This is a genomic window from Sediminispirochaeta smaragdinae DSM 11293, assembly GCF_000143985.1.
GTDB classification, from domain to species: Bacteria; Spirochaetota; Spirochaetia; order DSM-16054; family Sediminispirochaetaceae; genus Sediminispirochaeta; species Sediminispirochaeta smaragdinae.
Genome location: NC_014364.1, coordinates 3,971,177 through 3,988,803, shown reverse-complemented (window position 1 = coordinate 3,988,803; position 17,627 = coordinate 3,971,177). Strand labels below are relative to the sequence as shown.

Here is a 17,627-nt window from a genome sequence, read left to right as displayed (position 1 = left end):
GTACTCCTGATAGAAATGTAACGAAAAAATAACAGAAACGAAAGATAATGGGAAGGTAGCTGTCCGGCACTTCGACCTTTTGGGACCGCTTGCGTGCCTTGGGCTTATCTGCCTATAATGGCCTTCTATGAGTACGAATGCTTTCCACTGGGCGGATGTTACCGCCGAGAAGATTATCCGTGAACGGGGCGATAAAGAGGTTTACACCTGTGCTTCAGGGATTACCCCCTCGGGAACGGTCCATATTGGTAATTTCAGAGAGATTATCTCGGTTGAATTGGTTGTCAGAGCGCTGAGGGAGCGGGGCAAGAAGGTTCGTTTTATCTACAGTTGGGACGATTACGATGTCTTTCGTAAGGTCCCCAAGAATATGCCCAAGCCGGAATTGCTTGAGACCTATCTGCGCAAGCCGATCACCATTGTTCCCGATACCTCGGGACGTTACGCAAGCTATGCCGAGGCCAACGAGAAGGAGCTCGAGGCTCTTCTGCCCGGTGTAGGGGTCGAACCTGAGTACATCTATCAGGCATCCAGATACCGCTCTTCCTACTATGCGGAAGGGATCAGGCAGGCCCTTGAAAAGCGTGATACCATACGCGCGATTTTGAATGAGCACAGGACCAGCCCCCTTCCCGATGAGTGGTGGCCTGTTTCCGTGTTTTCCACCTTCACCGATAAGGACACGACCACCGTTCTCGACTGGGACGGCGAGTGGGGCCTGCGCTACCGCTGCGATGAGACGGGCAAGGAAGAGTCCCTCGATCTTCGTACGACCGCTGCGGTGAAGTTACCCTGGCGGGTTGACTGGCCCATGCGCTGGGCCCTGGAAGGGGTGGATTTCGAGCCTGCCGGAAAGGACCACCATTCGGAAGGCGGTTCCTTCGATACAGCCCGTAAGGTTGTTGAGCAGGTCTACGGGGGAAAGGCCCCTGTTTCCTTTCAGTACGACTTTATCAGGATAAAGGGGCGGGGCGGTAAGATTTCTTCTTCCAGCGGTGAGGTCATCGCCCTTCCCGATGTCCTTGAGGTCTACCAACCCGAGATCGTGCGCTATCTCTTTGCCGGAACCAGGCCGAATGCCGAGTTCGCCATTAGCTTCGACCTTGATGTGCTGAAGATTTATGAAGACTACGATAAATGTGAACGGGTTTATTTCGGGGTCCAGGAGATCAGTGCCAAAAAGGCGGATAAGGAGAAGCGCATCTACGAGCTTTCTCAGGTATCTGACCTTCCCGGGGTGATGCCCTATCAGGTACCCCTTCGCCACCTTTGCAACCTTCTTCAGGTTAATGAGGGGGACATAGAGGCGGTGCTCGATCTCTATCCGGACCTGAAGCCGCTCCAGCGCAAAAGGCTTGAGGTACGCTGTCGCTGTGCCTGGAATTGGATCACCACCTTCAGTCCCGAGGATTTTCGTTTCTCTCTGCGAAAGAGCGGCGATGAACTGCCTAAGATCAGCGATTCGGAGAAGAAGGCCCTTTCTCTTCTCCGCGATCAGGTCGATGCCTTGGCGGATCACGACGAGAAGAGCCTTGCCGAGGCGATCTATGCCGTGGCGGAAGAGGCCGGTCTTGATGCAAAGGAGCTCTTTACCCTCTGCTACCAGGTTCTCATTGGTAAGGAAAAGGGGCCGCGACTTGCCTCCTTCATCCTAACCGTCGGGAGGGATAAGATCCTTGCCATTCTTGATCGAGTACTTTCCTAGCTGGTACGCAATCGCTAATTACCGGTCATGCGTTTCAAAAGCTGGTCCCGATTACGCCACTTGGGATCGCTTTTGACCCGCAGGTCGAGGTAGATGCGGTAGGGGAAAAGGCGGGCGATCTCGGCCTGGGATGCTTTCCGTATGGCGGCGATGCCGCTTCCGCCCTTTCCTACGACGATTCCCTTCTGGCTCTCCCTTTCGACATAAATAACGGCCCTGATCCAGAGCTTTTCCCCCTTCCCGTCGCTTTCCATATCTTCGACGGCAACGTAGACGGCGTGGGGCAGCTCCTGCCTCAGCCTTCCGATTACCTGTTCCCTAATGATCTCGGTGACACGGAATTCCGGGTCCTGATCGGTGTAGAACTCCTCGGGATAGAGGAGTTCCCCTTCGGGGGAGAGCTCAAAGAGGGTGTTCAAAAGCGCTTCGGTTCCCTCGCCTGTTTCGGCGGATATGGTGAAAATCGGCCGACCGGGAAAGGCCTCGGCGGCTGCCGTTTCGGCGGCTGGGACAGAGGCTTCCGGAAGATCGTTTTTGTTGATCGCAACCACAAGCTTTTCGGCCAGGGGAGCGAGAAGCCCTGCTATCTCCCGCTCTTCCTGCCCCGCCGACCTTGTGGCGTCGATGATATAGAGAACTAATTCACACTCTTCCAGGGCTGCTTCGGTCGCCGTTTTTAGGTAACGATTCAGTTTCTTATCCGAGATGTGGTAGCCCGGGGTATCGGCAAACACCAACTGTCCCCGTTCTTCGGTGAGGATTCCCCTGACGGTACTCCTTGTGGTTTGGGGAGAAGGGGCCACAATAGAGATTTTTCTACCGCAAAGGCAATTAACCAGGGTCGATTTACCCACCGAGGGGCGGCCGATAAGGGTTATCCATGCTGATTTCATTGCCATGGAGTCTATCCCATGACCGGCATTTTCTCAAGGCTATGCCGGTTATGGAACGAAGCTATGGAACGAAGTGCGTTGCCTTTCGCTTTGCTTGTTGGTATACTCAAAAGATAAGCAAGCAAAGAGTAAGAGGGGAACAGATATGAGAGATTCCATCTTCCGGATCGAAGAGGAAGAGAACGATACCAATGATGCCAAAAAGGGCGGTCCCGACCCGCTGATGGAAAAGATGATGGAGACGAGAACCATCATTTTGTCCGGAGAGATCAACAAGGAGCTTGCCGAACGGGTAGTGCGCCAGTTGATCTTGCTGGAAGCTCAAAGCGATGATCCCATCAAGGTTTTTATCGACAGCCCCGGAGGCGATGCCGATGCAGGCTTTGCCATCTTTGATATGATGCGTTTCATTAAGCCCGATGTGTACACCATCGGCATGGGCTTGGTTGCCAGTGCCGCAGCCATTATTCTTTTGGCAGCCCCTGTAGAGCACCGCATCGGTCTGCCCAACAGCCATTATCTGATTCATCAGCCCCTTTCCGGGATTCGCGGTGTTGCCACCGAGATAGAGATTCATGCCCGGGAGCTTCAAAAACTGCGGATCAGGATCAACCAACTCATTAGTGAAGAGACGGGCAGGGACCTCGATAAGGTCGAAAAAGAGACCGATCGTGATTACTGGCTCAATGGAACAGAGGCCGTTGATTACGGTTTGATTTCCAGAGTGGCAAAAACCCGTGACGAACTCGGAGTGTAGAGGGCACTCATAATTAGGTGAGAAGCTTTCTATAGATTCTCCGCGCCTTATGCTGGCGGCGTTCGAACATGCTCCAAAGTTCCTGGACCCTATGGTTGTCCTCAAGTTCTGCAGTGGTTTCTGCCCATTTGATGCCTCGTTCCATGCTGGTTTTCAGAATTTCGTAGATCAGCAGGGCGGGAATTCCCATGGATTGATATTCCGGCAGTACCCCGACAAGATAGAGGTCCAGGGTTTCCTCGTGCTTGAGCGCACGCAGGATGTGAATGAAGCCAAAAGGAAAAAGTCTGCCCTTTGCCTTTTGAAAGGCCCTGCTCATGGAGTGCATTGCCACGCCGAAGCCTACCACATCCCCCTTTTCATTCTTCACAACCTTTACGTATTGGGGAAGGACGAAGGAAAAGTATTGCTGTATCAGGAGCTCGATCTCTTCCTGTGCGATATCTGCTACCGATGACAGGGGCCTGTACGCTTCATTGATAATCCCGAAGATTTCATGGGCGTAAGGGAGGACCTCCTTTCTATTTTGGAAGTTCACAAGGGTCAGTTTGCTTCGCTTTTTTATCAGTTCGTTGAGGCGGCGAAGCTTATCGGGAATTTCTTTCGGAACGGTAATACGAAACTCGATGTAGCCGGTCTTTTTTTCATAGCCCAGCTTCTGCAGATGTTCGATGTAGTAGGGGGGATTCCAGGGCCCGGCTATGGTCGGCAGCTCTTCGAAACCTTCAGCCAAAAAGCCGAGATGCTCGAGATGGTGGAAGCCCAGGGGACCGGTGAGGGCCGTTGCTCCTTTCTCTTCGGCCCAGGCGGCGGCCCTTTCAAGAAGTGCTCCGGAGACTTCGATATCGTCGATAAAGTCAAACATATGGAAGTTTGCCTCATGTTCTCCCTTTGCCTCATTGAGACGGGTGTTGATAAGGACGGTGATTCTTCCGACGGCCCTTCCATCGCGGTAGGCGATCCAGCTTTCATGGGGTGAAAATTTCAGCGACGGGTTCTTCGCGGGATCGAGCACCTTAAGCTCATCCTGCAGAAGCGGAGGGACCCAGAGGGGCTCTTTTTTAAATAGGGAGAAAGGAAAGAGGGCGTAAGCTTTTCTATCTGCAGAGGTTCTAACCGCTTTCAACTCAATATCCATAGGGACTCCTTACGTGGTGGGTCTGTTATCTTCAACGAAGGTCAAAGAGCTTTTGTAAGGTCTCTATGTTTCGTTGGTTAAAAAAGTCCTCGTCTTGGTACATTGCCTCTATCCGGTCACGATAGCGGTCGGTCACCTTGTAGCGGACCATTTTCATGGTGCTGTTGATAAGGCCCTCTTTTTCGTCAAATTGCTTGCCGATGAGCTCAAAAAAAGCGGGGGCCCAGGCCGAGGGTACCTTTTTCCCTCCTCTCCCGGCTTCTTTGAAGCGGAAGAATTCCTCCCTGATGAGTTCGAGGGCCTTGTGGGCCTCCTGTACCCCTTCCCTATAAAAAAGTTGTCGGCAGTGCTCTTCGTTCAGTGTAACAAGAGCAGTGGTAAACTTCCGCTGTTCATTGTAGACCATGATGTGGTTGAAGGCGTCGCTTGCATTGCTTATCGCCTCTTCGATCTCCTCCGGGGGATATTTTTCCCCGTCGCTGCTGATCAGGAGCGCCTTTTGCCGGCCCACCACCACCAGAAATCCGTCTTCATCATAGGCGGCAAGATCCCCGGTCCATAGCCAACCATCCCTGAGGGCCTCTGCCGAAGCCTCGGGATTACGGTAGTATCCCTTCATGACGTTGTCGCCCTTGATGACGATTTCGCCGATCTCCCCGACCTTTGCCTCCTCGGTTTCGCTTTTCATGATCTTACAGGTTACCGAAGGCATGATGCTTCCGCTGGTGCCGTATTTGTGCCTGTGGGGAGTATTTGCACTGATGATGGGGGCGGCCTCGGTCAGACCGTAGCCTTGAAAGATGGGAACACCCAGGGCCGCGAAAAACTGTTGCTGTTTTACCTCTAAAAGGGCGCCGCCTCCGACACAGAAACCGATGCGGTTGCCGAAGATTGCCTTGACCTTGTTGAAGACCAGGGCCTTTGCCATGCGGTGTATCGGCGTGTAGCGTAACCTTGTCGACAGGGATGGCTTGTGAAAGCCGTCCCCCTCCAGGACTATCCCCGCTGTAATGCCGCTATGAAACAGTTTCTCAACGAGGCTTCCCTGTTGAGCGATGCCGTGAATGATCTTTTTCATGAAATTCCCGGAAAGGGCCGGGACCGTAAGGAGAAAGGTCGGGTTTGTTTCGGTCAGATTCACTGGGATGTTTCGCAGTATACTCATGGATCCGCCGCGGGCATCCACAAAATGGAGGGTGATTCCCCGGGCAAGAGCGGCATAGATCGCCACGGTGTGGGCGAAGGAGTGGTCGAGGGGGAGGATCACCAGGGTTTCACATTCGGCATCGGGAAGCTTGAAATGGTTTACCGCATCGTTTGCATTGGTCCAGTAATTGAGATGGGTGAGCATGATCCCTTTGGGGTTTCCCGTGGTCCCGCTGGTATAGCAGATATTGACCGTATCATCTTCTGCGATGAGCGCTTCCGACTGCTCGACCAGTTCCGGTTCCGCTTCAAGTAGAAGCCGTCCCTCTTTGATGATGCTGCTCCAGCTTATCCATCCCGGGCCTTTGGTGATGCCCAGCCCCTCCATTCGATTATGCTCGTCGTCATCGGGATCGTCGAGGAGGATTAAGAGTGGCTTTGTCTCTACCTGCTTCCAGGTATCGAGAAGTTTTCCAAGGGTGATACGGCTGAGAACCACATACCGACACGAGGAGTGGTTCAGTCTGAAGGGAACTTCTTCGGAGAGGAGCTTAATGGAAAGGGGGACCGACACGAGGCCCGCCTTGATCATTGCGAACTCTGAAATAACCCATTCGGGGCGTCCTTCGGCGAGGAGGGCAACCCGATCGCCTCTCTTCCCCTTTTGATGTAAAAACCAGGCTGCGGCGGTCCGGGAGAGGGTATCCGCGCTGTGAAAGGATATCGGACTCCACCCTTCGTCTGTTTTGGTTGTGAGATAGGGACGGTCACCATACCGTTTTTCGGCCTGGTGTAGCAGCGTAACAATTGTTCGCATGGTGCCTCCTTCTTACGTTTCTGGTTGCATATTATAAACCAGTAGTAGCCGTATCGAAAGTTTTCCCCTGAAAAAAGGAAAATTTTGAATAGTATGAACCGCTTAACGAGTCTTAACAATTATGAAAGAGGGAAAAATCACTATTTTATCTTTCGAATTTTTCGTTTTCGCAATGGCCGTTTTTCTTTCCTCCTGTACGGGATGTTCCTGGCCCACGGAGTCCCGGCGTGATGACCGCATCTCTCTCATGAGCTGGAATGTGCAAAACGTATTCGATGCTCGGGACGACGGGACGGAATATCCGGAGTTCGATCCTGCTTCGGGCTGGGGCCTCGGGGATTACCGGGGGCGACTGGCTTCGCTTTCGGAGGTGATCAGGCTGGCCGTGCCGGGAGGTGCGGATGTGGTCATGCTTATGGAGATCGAGCATGGGGGTGTTCTTGATGATCTGGCAAACGATTACGTGCAGGGGCTTGGATACGACTATTGGGCCGCTTCCCAGGGGGCTGATTCGGCGGTACAGCTTGGAATTTTGAGCCGTTTCCCTATTCGCAAGGCCCGCTCCAGGTCGATCCATCTGCCTTCTTCTCCCTCGCTTCGGCCGATCTTTGAAGTCGAGCTTGAGATGGAAGAGGGGGAGCCCCTTTTTCTCTTTGTTTGCCACTGGAAATCAAAGTCCGGTGGTGCAGAGGATACTGAGCCCCTTCGTATTGCCTCGGCCTCCTTGGTCCGAAAGCGCATACAGGAGCTTGAGGGGCGGCAGGTGATTGTCGTGGGCGACCTCAACGAGGCATGGAATGAGTGGGACCTTGTCGGCGGTGCATACCAGACGGCCTTGCTTCCTGTTTCGGCGAAAAGGCAATCCGGGGAGCTTGAGAATGGTGGCGTACTCTTCGATGAAGCTGAGGGCTTATGGATTAGCGGAGATCGGGAAGATGCAGGAGCCGATGGTTGCGGGCTTCCTCTGTATACTCCCTGGCCAAGCTGCGATTGCAACGGAAGCTACTACTATCGGGGGGGATGGGAAGGTATCGATCATATGCTTTTTTCCGCGGCGCTGGTCGACGGCAGGGGGATCGACCTTGACTCTTTCAGCGTTGCGGCTGAAGCTCCCTGGTGTGATGAGGATGGGATTCCGGTTTCCTATCGTATGCGGGATGGCTATGGTTATTCAGATCATCTTCCGATTGTGGCAACCCTTCGCTCCGAATGATCGTGTGCTACTCCTTTTCGGAGGCTTCAGTGTTGTCATCGCCAAGGCGATGACTGGTTGTGGATAGTCTTGCCAGGGCTGTACGGGAATCGTCGAAGCTGGCTTGAAGGTTTTTCAGATGTGTGGAAGAGGTTGAAAAGAGGCGTTCCAGGCGCTCGGTCTCCGACTTGATTCTTTGGATATGGGAACGAAGTTCTTTGGCTTTCTGCGGGAGGGAGAGCCCTTTCAGACCGTAGGCCACTGTCTGGAGATAGAGAAAGAGTGCCGAAGGGCCGACAGGTACCACGTGGAAGGATAGGAGTTCTTCCGAGAGCGATGGGTCTTCAACGAAACAGCGATAATAGATATGTTCCGATGGAAGATAAAGGAGGGCAAATTGAAGGGTCCCTTCCTCCGGGCGGATGTATTTTTCCGAGATTTCCCGCGCGTAGGCGGTAAATACCTTTCGTTCTGCGGGCGGAATCCTCCGATCTTCTCCTGTGGTATCATCCTTCAGCAGTCCGGCAACCCGTTCCAGGGGGAATTTTGAATCGATGGGAACCAAAAAGGAGCCTGCGCGGATGACGGCATCAACCCTTCCCCCATCGGAAAAACGGTATTGTCGTCTCCATGCGGCAGCAGGAAGCCAGTTGCCAAGCAACTGTTCCAGGAGGGTTTCTCCGATTCCTCCCCTTGTTCGGGGCAACAAAAAGATGCGACCGATATCGTCCAGCCTGCGGGCCATCTCTTCCAGGCGGTTGAAGCTTTCCCGCAGTAAGGTCTGATCGACGGTTTGAGAAGGCCGTCTTCTAAAGAAAATGATAAGAAGGAGAAGAAAAAGGAGAAAAATGCCGATAAGGGCAATCGAGAGTAGATCAATCGGCACAGTTGCCGTCTTCCTCTTCCCCGGCTTCTTTCGCGTTTACCTGGTAAAATAGGTGTTCAATCTCCAACGCGATATTTACATTGTGGATGATGCAGTTGCTGTGGCACTCTTCATTGTGACACTTCAATTCTACCGGTGCAAAGTTGAGCACACCCCTGATACCGGCTTCCACCATCTGGGTAAGCACCTTCGAGGCCTCGGTATCGGGTACGGCGATAACGCCCACCTTGATATGATGTTCCTTAATGAAATCTTCGAGTGTATCCATTCCGTAGACCGGAATGGTGGAGGGCGGCCGTACCTCCTCGGGTCGGATGTCGAAGCCTGCAACAAATTCTATACCGTCGGTAGAAAAACCGCTGTACTGCATCAGTGCCGTTCCAATCCTGCCGCAACCGACAACAATGACATGCTGGGGCTGGTCTCTGCCGAGAAGATTGTCCAGCCGTTCGATAAGCATATCGATGTTGTAGCCCCCTCGCTTGTTACCCGGGAGGTTAAGGGTTGAAAAATCTTTTCGTACCAGGGCGGGTGTTACGCCAATCGCATCTCCGAGATTGTTTGAGAAGACTCGCTCAAAACCGAGGGCTTTTAATTTGTACAAAAGTCTTTTGTATCTGGTAAGTCTGAGAATAATATCCTTATTCATACTTTACCGTTCCCTTTGTTCTGGTTTTTAAGAAAAATTACGTGCTTTCTGTGAAACATATAGCATATAATAGAAAATGTGCTATATTTCATTTTTTTGCAAGCCCTAATTGTTGTTCTTTGTTGCAAACTCGAACATTTAAAAAACGCATTTCACAAAAATCACTTCATACTACTGTTTATTATTCTTTGGTGCAATCATTTTCCAATGTTTTTTCACAATATAAATAAAAGAAGTGATTATTATCTTGCCTTTTGTCTGATTTTTGCTCTAATATGCTCAGGGAAACTGTGTTGGGTAGATGTTAAATTTTTTTTGGAGGTTCCATGTCTGTGCAGAGTGAAGTTGAGATGAAATTCTCTGATTCGTTGGTTGCCTTCATTGAGGAGTGGAAAAATAAGCCGGGAAACTTGATTATGATCCTGCATAAGGTTCAGGAAGAGTTCGGTTATATTCCTCGTGAAGCGGCAAAACGGGTTGCCTCAATGTTGGATGTCCCACTGGCAAAAATCTACGGTGTGGTCACGTTTTATCATTTCTTTAAGCTGACAAAACCCGGGAAACACAATATTCAGGTGTGTATGGGGACTGCGTGTTATCTGAAGGGGGGGGAGGACATCATTCAGGAACTCGAGAATATTCTCGGGATTGGTGTCAATCAGGTTACTCCCGACGGACAGTTTTCGCTTGAAGCCGTACGCTGTGTCGGTTGTTGCGGCCTTGCTCCCGTGATGGTGATCGGTGATGAAGTGTTCGGAAAACTGACCAAGGAGCAACTCCCGGAGATACTGGCGAAATTTCAGGAGAGCTGATGCACGAGTCCGTCTGCGATCTTCTGCTTGATCTTGTCCAGAACTCCATCGAAGCAAAGGCATCGCTCATTGAGTTGAGCTTCGATGAGGATGAGAGACAGATAGCCGTAACACTTCGTGACAACGGCTGCGGCATGAGCAAGCAGGAGCTGGAACGGGCGAAAGACCCGTTTTACTCGGACGGAACAAAACACCGCCAAAGGAAAGTAGGTTTGGGTATTCCCTTCTTACTGCAAATGGTCGAACAGGTCGATGGAACGGTCGAGATTGTTTCGGAAAAAGGAAAAGGGACCTGCATCTCTTTTGTTCTTCCGAAGGATAACATTGATCTGCCTCCGATCGGGGCGTTGCCTGCTTTTCTTCTCCCTGCCCTTACCTGGAGCAGCGAGTACGAAATGGTGTTTCGACGTAGCTTGAAATCCGGTGATGATCTTCATCGGTACGAAATTACCAGGAGCGAGCTTGCAGATGCGCTTGGAGATTTCCGGAGCGCTTCTTCCCTGTCGCTTCTCCGAACCTTCCTAATAAGTCAGGAAGATGATAGAGACTAATGAGGAGGCCAGAGATGGCAAAAATGACCCTGGAAGAACTCAGGAAGTTGAGAGATTCCAAGAAAAAAGAACTCAATAAACGAGATGTTGCTGATAAAAACATACAGATCATTGTCGGAATGGGGACTTGTGGAATCGCGGCCGGTGCGAAGGAGACACTCGATGCCTTCCTTCAGGAGCTTGATGAGAAAAAGCTCACCGACAAGGTGATGGTAACGCAAACCGGATGTATGGGGCTCTGCTATGTTGAGCCCACGGTTGAGGTAATTATGCCGGATATGCCCGACGTGATCTACGGTAAGGTTGATGCAGAGGTGGCCCGAAAGATTGTGCGTAAACACATCCAGGGTAAGGCTCTGGTCAACGATCATATCTACGACCGGCCCGCCGCCGACATTGTAGAATAGGAGGAACCGGAACATGGCATTTACAAACTATATTCTTGTCTGCGGCGGTACCGGCTGTGAATCAAGCAAATCGGACCAAATATTCAAGAACCTCATTGCGGAATGTGAGGCCCAGGGCTTAAAGGATACGGTCCAGGTCGTAAAAACCGGTTGTTTCGGTTTCTGCGAACAGGGACCAATCGTCAAGATTCTTCCTGAAGATTCTTTTTACGTACGTGTTTCGCCCGAAGATGCAAAAGAGCTCATTTCCGAACATATCGTCAAGGGCCGTGAGGTTAAGCGGCTGTTGTACAATAGAGACGAGAGTAAAAAACGGGCAAGAGTCGAGGATATTGAGTTCTATCAGAAGCAGTTTCGTATTGTCTTGAGAAACTGCGGTGTTATAAATCCCGAAAATATCGATGAATATATAGCCCGAGACGGCTACAAGGCGCTGGAGAGAGCCCTCTTCGATATGAAGCCCGAGGATATCATCAATGAATTGAAGACCGCAGGGCTTAGGGGCCGTGGCGGAGCCGGTTTTCCTACCTGGATGAAATGGAACTTCACCAAACAGGCTGCCGGCGATGTCAAATACATCGTTTGTAACGCCGACGAAGGTGATCCCGGTGCGTATATGGACAGATCGACCCTTGAGGGTGATCCTCATTCGATCATCGAAGCGATGACTATCGCAGGTATCGCCGTCGGTGCGCATCAGGGCTATATCTACATTCGGGCCGAGTATCCTCTTGCCATCAAGCGCCTCCAGATCGCCATGGAGCAGTCGAGAGGGTATGGCCTTTTGGGCAAAGATATCCTTGGCAGCGGTTTCGATTTCGATATAGAGATCAGACTTGGTGCCGGTGCCTTTGTCTGCGGTGAAGAAACCGCTCTTCTCGCCTCCATCGAGGGCGAACGAGGGATGCCGAAACCGAGGCCTCCCTTTCCCGCTACCAAGGGACTTTGGGGTTGTCCCACGGTCATCAACAACGTTGAAACCTGGGCGAATGTGCCCGTCATTATTTCCCGCGGCGGCGATTGGTTTGCCAAGATCGGAACCGAAGATTCCAAGGGGACAAAGGTGTTCGCCCTTACCGGAAAGATCAGAAACTCCGGTTTGGTAGAGGTCCCGATGGGAACCACCTTACGAGAGATTGTCTACGATATCGGCGGCGGGATCCCCGGAAACAAGGCTTTTAAGGCTGTGCAGACCGGTGGCCCCTCCGGTGGTGTTATTACCGCCGACTATCTTGATACCCCCATCGATTATTCACAGCTACAGAAGTTGGGTTCTATCATGGGTTCCGGCGGAATGATCGTCATGGACGAAGACGACTGTATCGTCGATGTCGCCAAGTTTTATCTCGGTTTTACCGTTGAAGAGTCTTGCGGAAAGTGTGCTCCCTGCCGTGTCGGCGGGCGGACCCTCTACAACATCCTTGACCGAATCACAAAAGGCGAAGGAGAGATGGAGGATATCGAAAGGCTCAAGACCATCGGGAAGGCGATGCAGAAGGCAAGTCTCTGCGGTCTCGGCCAGACCTCTCCGAACCCGGTCATGTCGACCCTCCATTATTTCGAGGACGAGTACAAGGCGCATATCAAGGATAAGCGTTGTCCCGCAGGAAAGTGTAAACCGCTGATCAGCTACCATATCCTCGCCGACAAATGTATCGGTTGTGGTGTATGTGCCAGAAAGTGTCCCGTTCATGCCATCAACGGAGAGCGGAGACAGCTTCATGAAATCGATCATGATATTTGTATCAAGTGCGGTGAATGCTACAAAGCATGTAAATTCGACGCCGTCTACGTACGGTAGCTAAGGAGGAAACCGGTGAAAACCGTCAATATACGAATCAACGGCGAATCGGTCCAGGTTCCCGAAGGAACGACCATTCTCAAGGCAGCAGAGCAGGTGAATGTAAAGATTCCCGTTCTTTGCTATCATCCCGACCTTCCCCCCTGGGCCGCCTGTGGTATTTGTGTTGTAAAGTTGGAGAACAGCCCCAAAATGGTTAGGGCCTGCGCCACCCCTGTTTCTGAAGGGATGGGCATCATCACCCATGATCCAGAACTCCATGAGATCAGACGTACCGTCATTGAATTGATTCTTTCGACTCATCCCAACGACTGCCTTAAATGCGGACGGAACGGGAATTGCGAACTTCAGAAGCTTGCAGCGGATTTCGGTATCCGTGAGCAGCCCTTTGAACAGCGGATACGTGAGATCGAACCCGACACATCGACTCCGTCGATCGTGTTCAACCCGGAAAAGTGCGTAAACTGCGGCCGCTGTGCCAATGTGTGTCAGGTTATGCAGGGTGTATGGGCCCTCGAGTTTATCGGACGTGGTGAGAATGTAAGAATTGCACCCTCTGCCGATGATACCTTGAACGACAGCCCCTGTATCAAGTGTGGTCAGTGTTCGGCCCACTGTCCGGTTGGAGCCATCTTCGAAAAGGATGAAACCGGAAAACTGCTTGCTGCCATCAGAGATCCCGAAAAACATGTTGCCGTCCAGATTGCTCCCGCAGTTAGGGTCGCCCTTGGAGAGGCCTTCGGTATGGAACCTGGGGAGATCAGCACGGGAAAGATCTATGCTGCACTGCGCAAGCTGGGGATAGATGCGGTATTCGATACCAATTTTTCCGCCGACCTTACCATCATGGAAGAGGGAAGCGAGCTGGTTCAGCGGCTCACCAAGGGAACCGGTGCGATTCCGCAGATCACCAGCTGTTGTCCTGCATGGACGGACTTCATGGAAAAGTACTACCCGGATATGATTCCCAACTTTTCAACGGCAAAGAGTCCCATGATGATGCAGGGTGCAATCACCAAGACCTACTATGCCGAGAAAAAGAAGATCGATCCGGCAAATATCTACTCTGCCGCCATCATGCCCTGTACCGCGAAAAAATATGAGATTACCCGCTGTGAAAAGATGTACAGCTCGGGTTATCAGGATGTCGATGTTGTTCTGACCACGAGAGAACTTGCACGTCTCATCAAGGCGATGGGGATCGATTTTGCAAGCCTGAAGGACGAGAAGGCGGATAGCCCCATCGGTGCATACTCCGGTGCAGGTACCATCTTTGGTGTTACCGGAGGTGTTATGGAGGCTGCGCTACGTACCGCTCATAAACTTATTACCGGCAAGGAGCTGGAAAAGGTTGAGGTTAACGAGGTCCGCGGTGTCGAAGGTGTGAGAAAGGGAGAGGTCGATATCGACGGCAAAAAGGTAAAGGTTGCAATTGCCCATGGTATGGCCAATGTGAGCCAGATCCTCGATGAGGTCCGGGATGCCCGTGAAAAGGGCGAAGAGCCCCCTTATCATTTTATCGAGGTAATGGCGTGTCGAGGCGGTTGTATCTCCGGCGGTGGTCAGCCTTACGGTACTACCGACGAGGTCCGAAAAAAGAGAATTGCAGGGCTCTACAAGGACGATGTTAACTCTGCTGTTCGCTGTAGCCATGAAAACCCTGAGATCTCTCAGATCTACAAAGAGTTCCTTGGTGAACCTTTGGGCCACAAGAGCCACGAGTTGCTTCATACCGGCTATACGCCGAGACCACTCTACCGCAAATAGTATCAGCTCTTCATTTTACCCATTTGAATATAGGGGGCCGGGGTTTCTCGGCTCCCTTTTCTATGTGCAGGCATAGTATCACCAGGATTCGGAACACTAGCAAACACTACCAATTTCTCATTGGACATTTTGCCCGTACCACTACTACAATGGAGGAAGAAAGCATCCAAGGAGGACTCCATGGCAGGAGATGACAGAAACAGCAATGATCGTAAGGTCTTTATTATCGATACCAACGTCTTCATCCACAAGTATGATGCGATCCTGAGTTTCCGAGACAGCGAAATCGTCGTACCCCTCTGGGTTCTCGAAGAATTGGACAAGCTCAAGACCTACAGCGACGAACGAGGACGGAACGCCAGGCATGCAATCCGTTTTCTCGATTCAATCACCAAGCATGGGGATCCGACCAGCGGTTCCAAGATGGAGAATGGGTCGATTTTGCGGGTGGCCCTTCACTATGATGACGATATCGAAATAGGTCTGGATCGAAGCAGACCCGACAACAAGATTATTCTCACGGCGCTGACCATACAAAACAGGGACGGCAGAAGGGTGTTTTTTGTCTCGAAGGATATAAATGCCCGGGTCAAGGCCTCCGCCCTCGGGCTGAAGGCCGTCGACTATGAAAAGCAAAAGGTCAATTTCGCCGAACTCTATTCTGGCTATCGGGGAGCGAATATCGGCTCTGACAGCTATCAGTTTTTTTCCCAGGAGGAATTTCTCAACTGGAAAGATCCCCTCAACCCAAACGAATTTGTTGTTCTGGAAGATAAGGAGCATGACGAACCCCTTTTAGGTCGCTACAACGGCCGGGACGGGGGGCTTGATCTGGTGTCCGAACTGCCTGGCGCGATCAGCGGAATCCATCCCCTTAATATGGAACAGAGAATGGCCCTTGAGTTACTTCTCGACGATACGGTGAAACTCGTAACCCTTGTGGGAAAGGCGGGAACCGGAAAGACCCTCCTTGCCATTGCCGCAGGGCTTAAAAAGGTTTTTGATGATTCGGCCTACGGCAGGATGCTGATAAGTCGTCCCATCGTTCCCCTCGGCAAGGATATCGGCTATCTTCCCGGAGCAAAGGAAGAGAAACTCTCCCACTGGATGCAGCCTCTCTTCGATAACCTCGAGTTTATTCTCTCGGTCCATAAACGCCCCAATCTCAAAAGTGTCGATGCCATCATCTCAAGCAACATGGTGGAGATCGAGGCCATCACCTATATTCGGGGGAGAAGCCTTCCGAACCAGTTCATCATCATCGATGAGGCCCAGAACCTTTCTCCCCACGAGATAAAGACCATTGTCAGCAGGGCAGGGGAGGGCACCAAGGTCGTTTTGACCGGTGATCCCTATCAGATCGACAGCCCCTACCTTGATGCAAGTTCCAACGGACTGACCTACCTTGTCGAGGCCTTCAAGGGGCAGCGCATCTACGGGCAGGTTCTTCTGGAGCATACCGAGAGAAGTCCCCTTGCCGAGCTTGCCGCCGAGTTGCTTTAATATCCCGCGACAGAGTCGCTCCGGCGACCCAGGCGTGGAAACTCCTTACGTCGGTAAGTTCCGGATGGAAGGCGGTGGCAAGGATGTTCTCCTGGCTGCCGCCGATAAAACCGACGGGTTCGCCGTTTTCTCGTGTTGCTATGGCCTTCGCCTCCCTGCTTTGGGATGCTGCGAATCGGGGGGCCCGTATGAAGGGCATCATCGCCCCTTCTGTGGGGAGAAATTCCGGGGAGAAGACCAGGTTAGCACCGCTGGCCAGCTGCCTGCCGTAGTCGTTCCTTCGTACCTGGATCTCCAATAGTGATGCACCTTTTCCCGCCTCTCCGTCGACATTCGTCGCCAGGACAATCGCTCCCGCACAAATCCCCCAGATCCTGTGTCCTTTTTGCGCAAAGGCTCTCATTGGAGCGATCATTCCGTAACGGTGGAGGAAGCGATGTATAACGGTGCTTTCACCACCCGGGATGATCAGTGCATCAAGCCCCTCGAGTTCTTCGGGAAGGCGCACCAGCCTATACTCGGCACCCACCTGGGCAAGGGGGGCAATGTGCTCCTGTACGGCTCCCTGAAAGGTGAGGATGCCGACAACAGGTCTATTTTTACTCATCTTCCCGCCATAACCGTCTGGAGCGTGGCTATCTCAAGCCCCTTCATGGCGGCCCCCAAGCCGGATGAGATGTCGGCCAGGCGTTTCGGGTCCTGGTAGTGAATAACCGCTTCCACAATCGCCGCCGCCATCTTTTCCGGATGTTCGCTGGTAAAGATGCCGGACCCGACAAAGACACCATCGCTGCCCAGCTCCATCATGAGGGCTGCATCAGCCGGTGTTGCAACCCCGCCGGCGGCAAAGTTGACTAGCGGAACTCTTTTCAATGTGGCCGTCTGTTCTACAAGTTCTATGGGTACCCGGTATTCGGCAGCTTTCCGCTTAAGACCTTCCTCGTCGAGCCCCTGCAGGCCGGCGATCTCGCCTGCAATCGTTCTGGTGTGGCGAACCGCTTCGACGATGTTGCCGGTACCCGCTTCGCCCTTGGTTCTGATCATGCTTGCCCCTTCATTGATACGCCGAAGTGCCTCACCAAGGTTTCTTGCACCGCAGACAAAGGGAACCTTGAAAAGCTTCTTGTCTATGTGGCGTTCTTCATCCGCGGGCGTCAGCACCTCGCTCTCGTCGATAAAGTCTATCTCCAGCGCCTCCAGGATACGTGCCTCGGTGATGTGACCTATCCTGCATTTTGCCATCACAGGGATGCTCACCGCTTCCATGATCGAACGGATCATGGCCGGATCGCTCATCCGTGCCACGCCCCCCGCCTTTCTGATATCGGCGGGCACCCGTTCAAGTGCCATGACCGCACAGGCTCCGGCATCTTCGGCGAGCTTTGCCTGATCTGGGGTTGTTACATCCATGATGACGCCGTTCTTGAACATTTCGGCGAAACCCTTGTTGATCTTTTCTCGTGACCTGTCCATCTTTGCCTCCTTCTCGTGGACAACATGCTTCGGAGCCGGTAGACTAAAGAACGGGCTCCGGGGCGGACGATTATGTACCGTCTCTAATACATTCTTTTCTCTTATAGTACAATCATATCATTGTACTATT

At 52.2% G+C, this 17,627-nt stretch carries 16 protein-coding genes; 9 read left to right on the top strand and 7 right to left on the bottom strand.

Going from position 1 to position 17,627, the window contains the following annotated elements; genetic code table 11:
- The first annotated feature begins 127 nt into the window (after positions 1 to 127).
- Positions 128 to 1,705: a lysine--tRNA ligase gene (gene lysS / locus SPIRS_RS18655; protein WP_013256244.1), complete on the top strand. Its 1,578-nt coding sequence runs from the start codon at positions 128 to 130 to the stop codon at positions 1,703 to 1,705.
- 14 nt (positions 1,706 to 1,719) lie between these two features.
- Here lysS and era read toward each other — a convergent pair whose 3' ends face one another.
- Positions 1,720 to 2,604 carry a GTPase Era gene (gene era / locus SPIRS_RS18650; protein ID WP_013256243.1) on the bottom strand — a complete coding sequence of 295 codons (885 nt, stop codon included), beginning with the start codon at positions 2,602 to 2,604 and terminating at the stop codon, positions 1,720 to 1,722.
- A gap of 139 nt (positions 2,605 to 2,743) precedes the next feature.
- Here era and SPIRS_RS18645 point away from each other — a divergent pair, with 139 nt between their 5' ends.
- Positions 2,744 to 3,355: an ATP-dependent Clp protease proteolytic subunit gene (locus SPIRS_RS18645; protein ID WP_013256242.1), complete on the top strand. Its 612-nt coding sequence runs from the start codon at positions 2,744 to 2,746 to the stop codon at positions 3,353 to 3,355.
- Positions 3,356 to 3,368: 13 nt separating this feature from the next.
- Here the strand turns inward: SPIRS_RS18645 and SPIRS_RS18640 are convergent, their stop codons facing one another.
- Positions 3,369 to 4,493 carry an N-acetyltransferase gene (locus tag SPIRS_RS18640; RefSeq protein WP_013256241.1) on the bottom strand — a complete coding sequence of 375 codons (1,125 nt, stop codon included), beginning with the start codon at positions 4,491 to 4,493 and terminating at the stop codon, positions 3,369 to 3,371.
- Between the two features lie 31 nt (positions 4,494 to 4,524).
- Complete coding sequence (locus SPIRS_RS18635; RefSeq protein WP_013256240.1) at positions 4,525 to 6,456, bottom strand: AMP-dependent synthetase/ligase; 1,932 nt, start codon at positions 6,454 to 6,456, stop codon at positions 4,525 to 4,527.
- 121 nt (positions 6,457 to 6,577) lie between these two features.
- On the opposite strand from SPIRS_RS18635, the gene SPIRS_RS18630 reads away from it, so the two are divergent.
- A complete protein-coding gene (locus SPIRS_RS18630; RefSeq protein ID WP_013256239.1) occupies positions 6,578 to 7,669 on the top strand; it encodes an endonuclease/exonuclease/phosphatase family protein in 1,092 nt (363 codons plus the stop codon).
- Positions 7,670 to 7,676: 7 nt separating this feature from the next.
- Here the strand turns inward: SPIRS_RS18630 and rmuC are convergent, their stop codons facing one another.
- Together rmuC and SPIRS_RS18620 are read right to left on the bottom strand one after the other, a co-directional pair.
- The gene (gene rmuC / locus SPIRS_RS18625; RefSeq protein ID WP_013256238.1) at positions 7,677 to 8,534 is read right to left on the bottom strand and encodes a DNA recombination protein RmuC; all 858 of its coding nucleotides are present in this window, start codon (positions 8,532 to 8,534) and stop codon (positions 7,677 to 7,679) included.
- Positions 8,524 to 9,183 (bottom strand): redox-sensing transcriptional repressor Rex, encoded by a 660-nt coding sequence (locus SPIRS_RS18620; RefSeq protein WP_013256237.1) that lies wholly within the window; start codon positions 9,181 to 9,183, stop codon positions 8,524 to 8,526. Before SPIRS_RS18620 ends, rmuC begins: the two co-directional genes overlap by 11 nt.
- A gap of 326 nt (positions 9,184 to 9,509) precedes the next feature.
- Between SPIRS_RS18620 and SPIRS_RS18615 the strand changes: the two genes are divergently transcribed.
- The 6 genes from SPIRS_RS18615 (at position 9,510) to SPIRS_RS18590 (ending at position 16,024) form a co-directional block, all read left to right on the top strand.
- Entirely contained in the window at positions 9,510 to 9,995 is a 486-nt protein-coding gene (locus tag SPIRS_RS18615) for an NADH-quinone oxidoreductase subunit NuoE family protein (RefSeq protein ID WP_013256236.1), read from the top strand.
- Complete coding sequence (locus tag SPIRS_RS18610; protein WP_013256235.1) at positions 9,995 to 10,546, top strand: ATP-binding protein; 552 nt, start codon at positions 9,995 to 9,997, stop codon at positions 10,544 to 10,546. The genes SPIRS_RS18615 and SPIRS_RS18610 overlap by 1 nt, the downstream gene beginning before the upstream one ends.
- 14 nt (positions 10,547 to 10,560) lie before the next feature.
- A complete protein-coding gene (locus SPIRS_RS18605) occupies positions 10,561 to 10,953 on the top strand; it encodes a (2Fe-2S) ferredoxin domain-containing protein (protein WP_013256234.1) in 393 nt (130 codons plus the stop codon).
- 13 nt (positions 10,954 to 10,966) lie between these two features.
- Positions 10,967 to 12,754 (top strand): NADH-quinone oxidoreductase subunit NuoF, encoded by a 1,788-nt coding sequence (gene nuoF, locus SPIRS_RS18600; RefSeq protein ID WP_013256233.1) that lies wholly within the window; start codon positions 10,967 to 10,969, stop codon positions 12,752 to 12,754.
- Positions 12,755 to 12,769: 15 nt separating this feature from the next.
- Positions 12,770 to 14,521, top strand: coding sequence for an NADH-dependent [FeFe] hydrogenase, group A6 (locus tag SPIRS_RS18595; protein WP_013256232.1), 1,752 nt, complete (start codon positions 12,770 to 12,772; stop codon positions 14,519 to 14,521).
- Between the two features lie 180 nt (positions 14,522 to 14,701).
- Positions 14,702 to 16,024, top strand: coding sequence for a PhoH family protein (locus SPIRS_RS18590; RefSeq protein ID WP_013256231.1), 1,323 nt, complete (start codon positions 14,702 to 14,704; stop codon positions 16,022 to 16,024).
- Here the strand turns inward: SPIRS_RS18590 and pdxT are convergent.
- Together pdxT and pdxS are read right to left on the bottom strand one after the other, a co-directional pair.
- Complete coding sequence (pdxT, locus tag SPIRS_RS18585) at positions 15,939 to 16,631, bottom strand: pyridoxal 5'-phosphate synthase glutaminase subunit PdxT (protein WP_013256230.1); 693 nt, start codon at positions 16,629 to 16,631, stop codon at positions 15,939 to 15,941. The two genes, SPIRS_RS18590 and pdxT, sit on opposite strands and share 86 nt — an antisense overlap.
- Positions 16,628 to 17,497: a pyridoxal 5'-phosphate synthase lyase subunit PdxS gene (pdxS, locus tag SPIRS_RS18580; protein ID WP_013256229.1), complete on the bottom strand. Its 870-nt coding sequence runs from the start codon at positions 17,495 to 17,497 to the stop codon at positions 16,628 to 16,630. The genes pdxT and pdxS overlap by 4 nt, the downstream gene beginning before the upstream one ends.
- Positions 17,498 to 17,627: the final 130 nt, after the last annotated feature.

What these genes read in the sequence shown, in the direction of transcription:
- SPIRS_RS18610 (WP_013256235.1), top strand. Translation starts at nt 9,995, where the DNA reads ATGCACGAGTCCGTCTGCGATCTTCTGCTTGATCTTGTCCAGAACTCC.
- era (WP_013256243.1), bottom strand. Translation starts at nt 2,604, where the DNA reads ATGGCAATGAAATCAGCATGGATAACCCTTATCGGCCGCCCCTCGGTG.
- SPIRS_RS18590 (WP_013256231.1), top strand. Translation starts at nt 14,702, where the DNA reads ATGGCAGGAGATGACAGAAACAGCAATGATCGTAAGGTCTTTATTATC.
- SPIRS_RS18645 (WP_013256242.1), top strand. Translation starts at nt 2,744, where the DNA reads ATGAGAGATTCCATCTTCCGGATCGAAGAGGAAGAGAACGATACCAAT.
- SPIRS_RS18630 (WP_013256239.1), top strand. Translation starts at nt 6,578, where the DNA reads ATGAAAGAGGGAAAAATCACTATTTTATCTTTCGAATTTTTCGTTTTC.
- nuoF (WP_013256233.1), top strand. Translation starts at nt 10,967, where the DNA reads ATGGCATTTACAAACTATATTCTTGTCTGCGGCGGTACCGGCTGTGAA.
- SPIRS_RS18615 (WP_013256236.1), top strand. Translation starts at nt 9,510, where the DNA reads ATGTCTGTGCAGAGTGAAGTTGAGATGAAATTCTCTGATTCGTTGGTT.
- SPIRS_RS18635 (WP_013256240.1), bottom strand. Translation starts at nt 6,456, where the DNA reads ATGCGAACAATTGTTACGCTGCTACACCAGGCCGAAAAACGGTATGGT.
- SPIRS_RS18640 (WP_013256241.1), bottom strand. Translation starts at nt 4,493, where the DNA reads ATGGATATTGAGTTGAAAGCGGTTAGAACCTCTGCAGATAGAAAAGCT.
- lysS (WP_013256244.1), top strand. Translation starts at nt 128, where the DNA reads ATGAGTACGAATGCTTTCCACTGGGCGGATGTTACCGCCGAGAAGATT.
- SPIRS_RS18620 (WP_013256237.1), bottom strand. Translation starts at nt 9,183, where the DNA reads ATGAATAAGGATATTATTCTCAGACTTACCAGATACAAAAGACTTTTG.
- pdxT (WP_013256230.1), bottom strand. Translation starts at nt 16,631, where the DNA reads ATGAGTAAAAATAGACCTGTTGTCGGCATCCTCACCTTTCAGGGAGCC.
- pdxS (WP_013256229.1), bottom strand. Translation starts at nt 17,497, where the DNA reads ATGGACAGGTCACGAGAAAAGATCAACAAGGGTTTCGCCGAAATGTTC.
- SPIRS_RS18605 (WP_013256234.1), top strand. Translation starts at nt 10,561, where the DNA reads ATGGCAAAAATGACCCTGGAAGAACTCAGGAAGTTGAGAGATTCCAAG.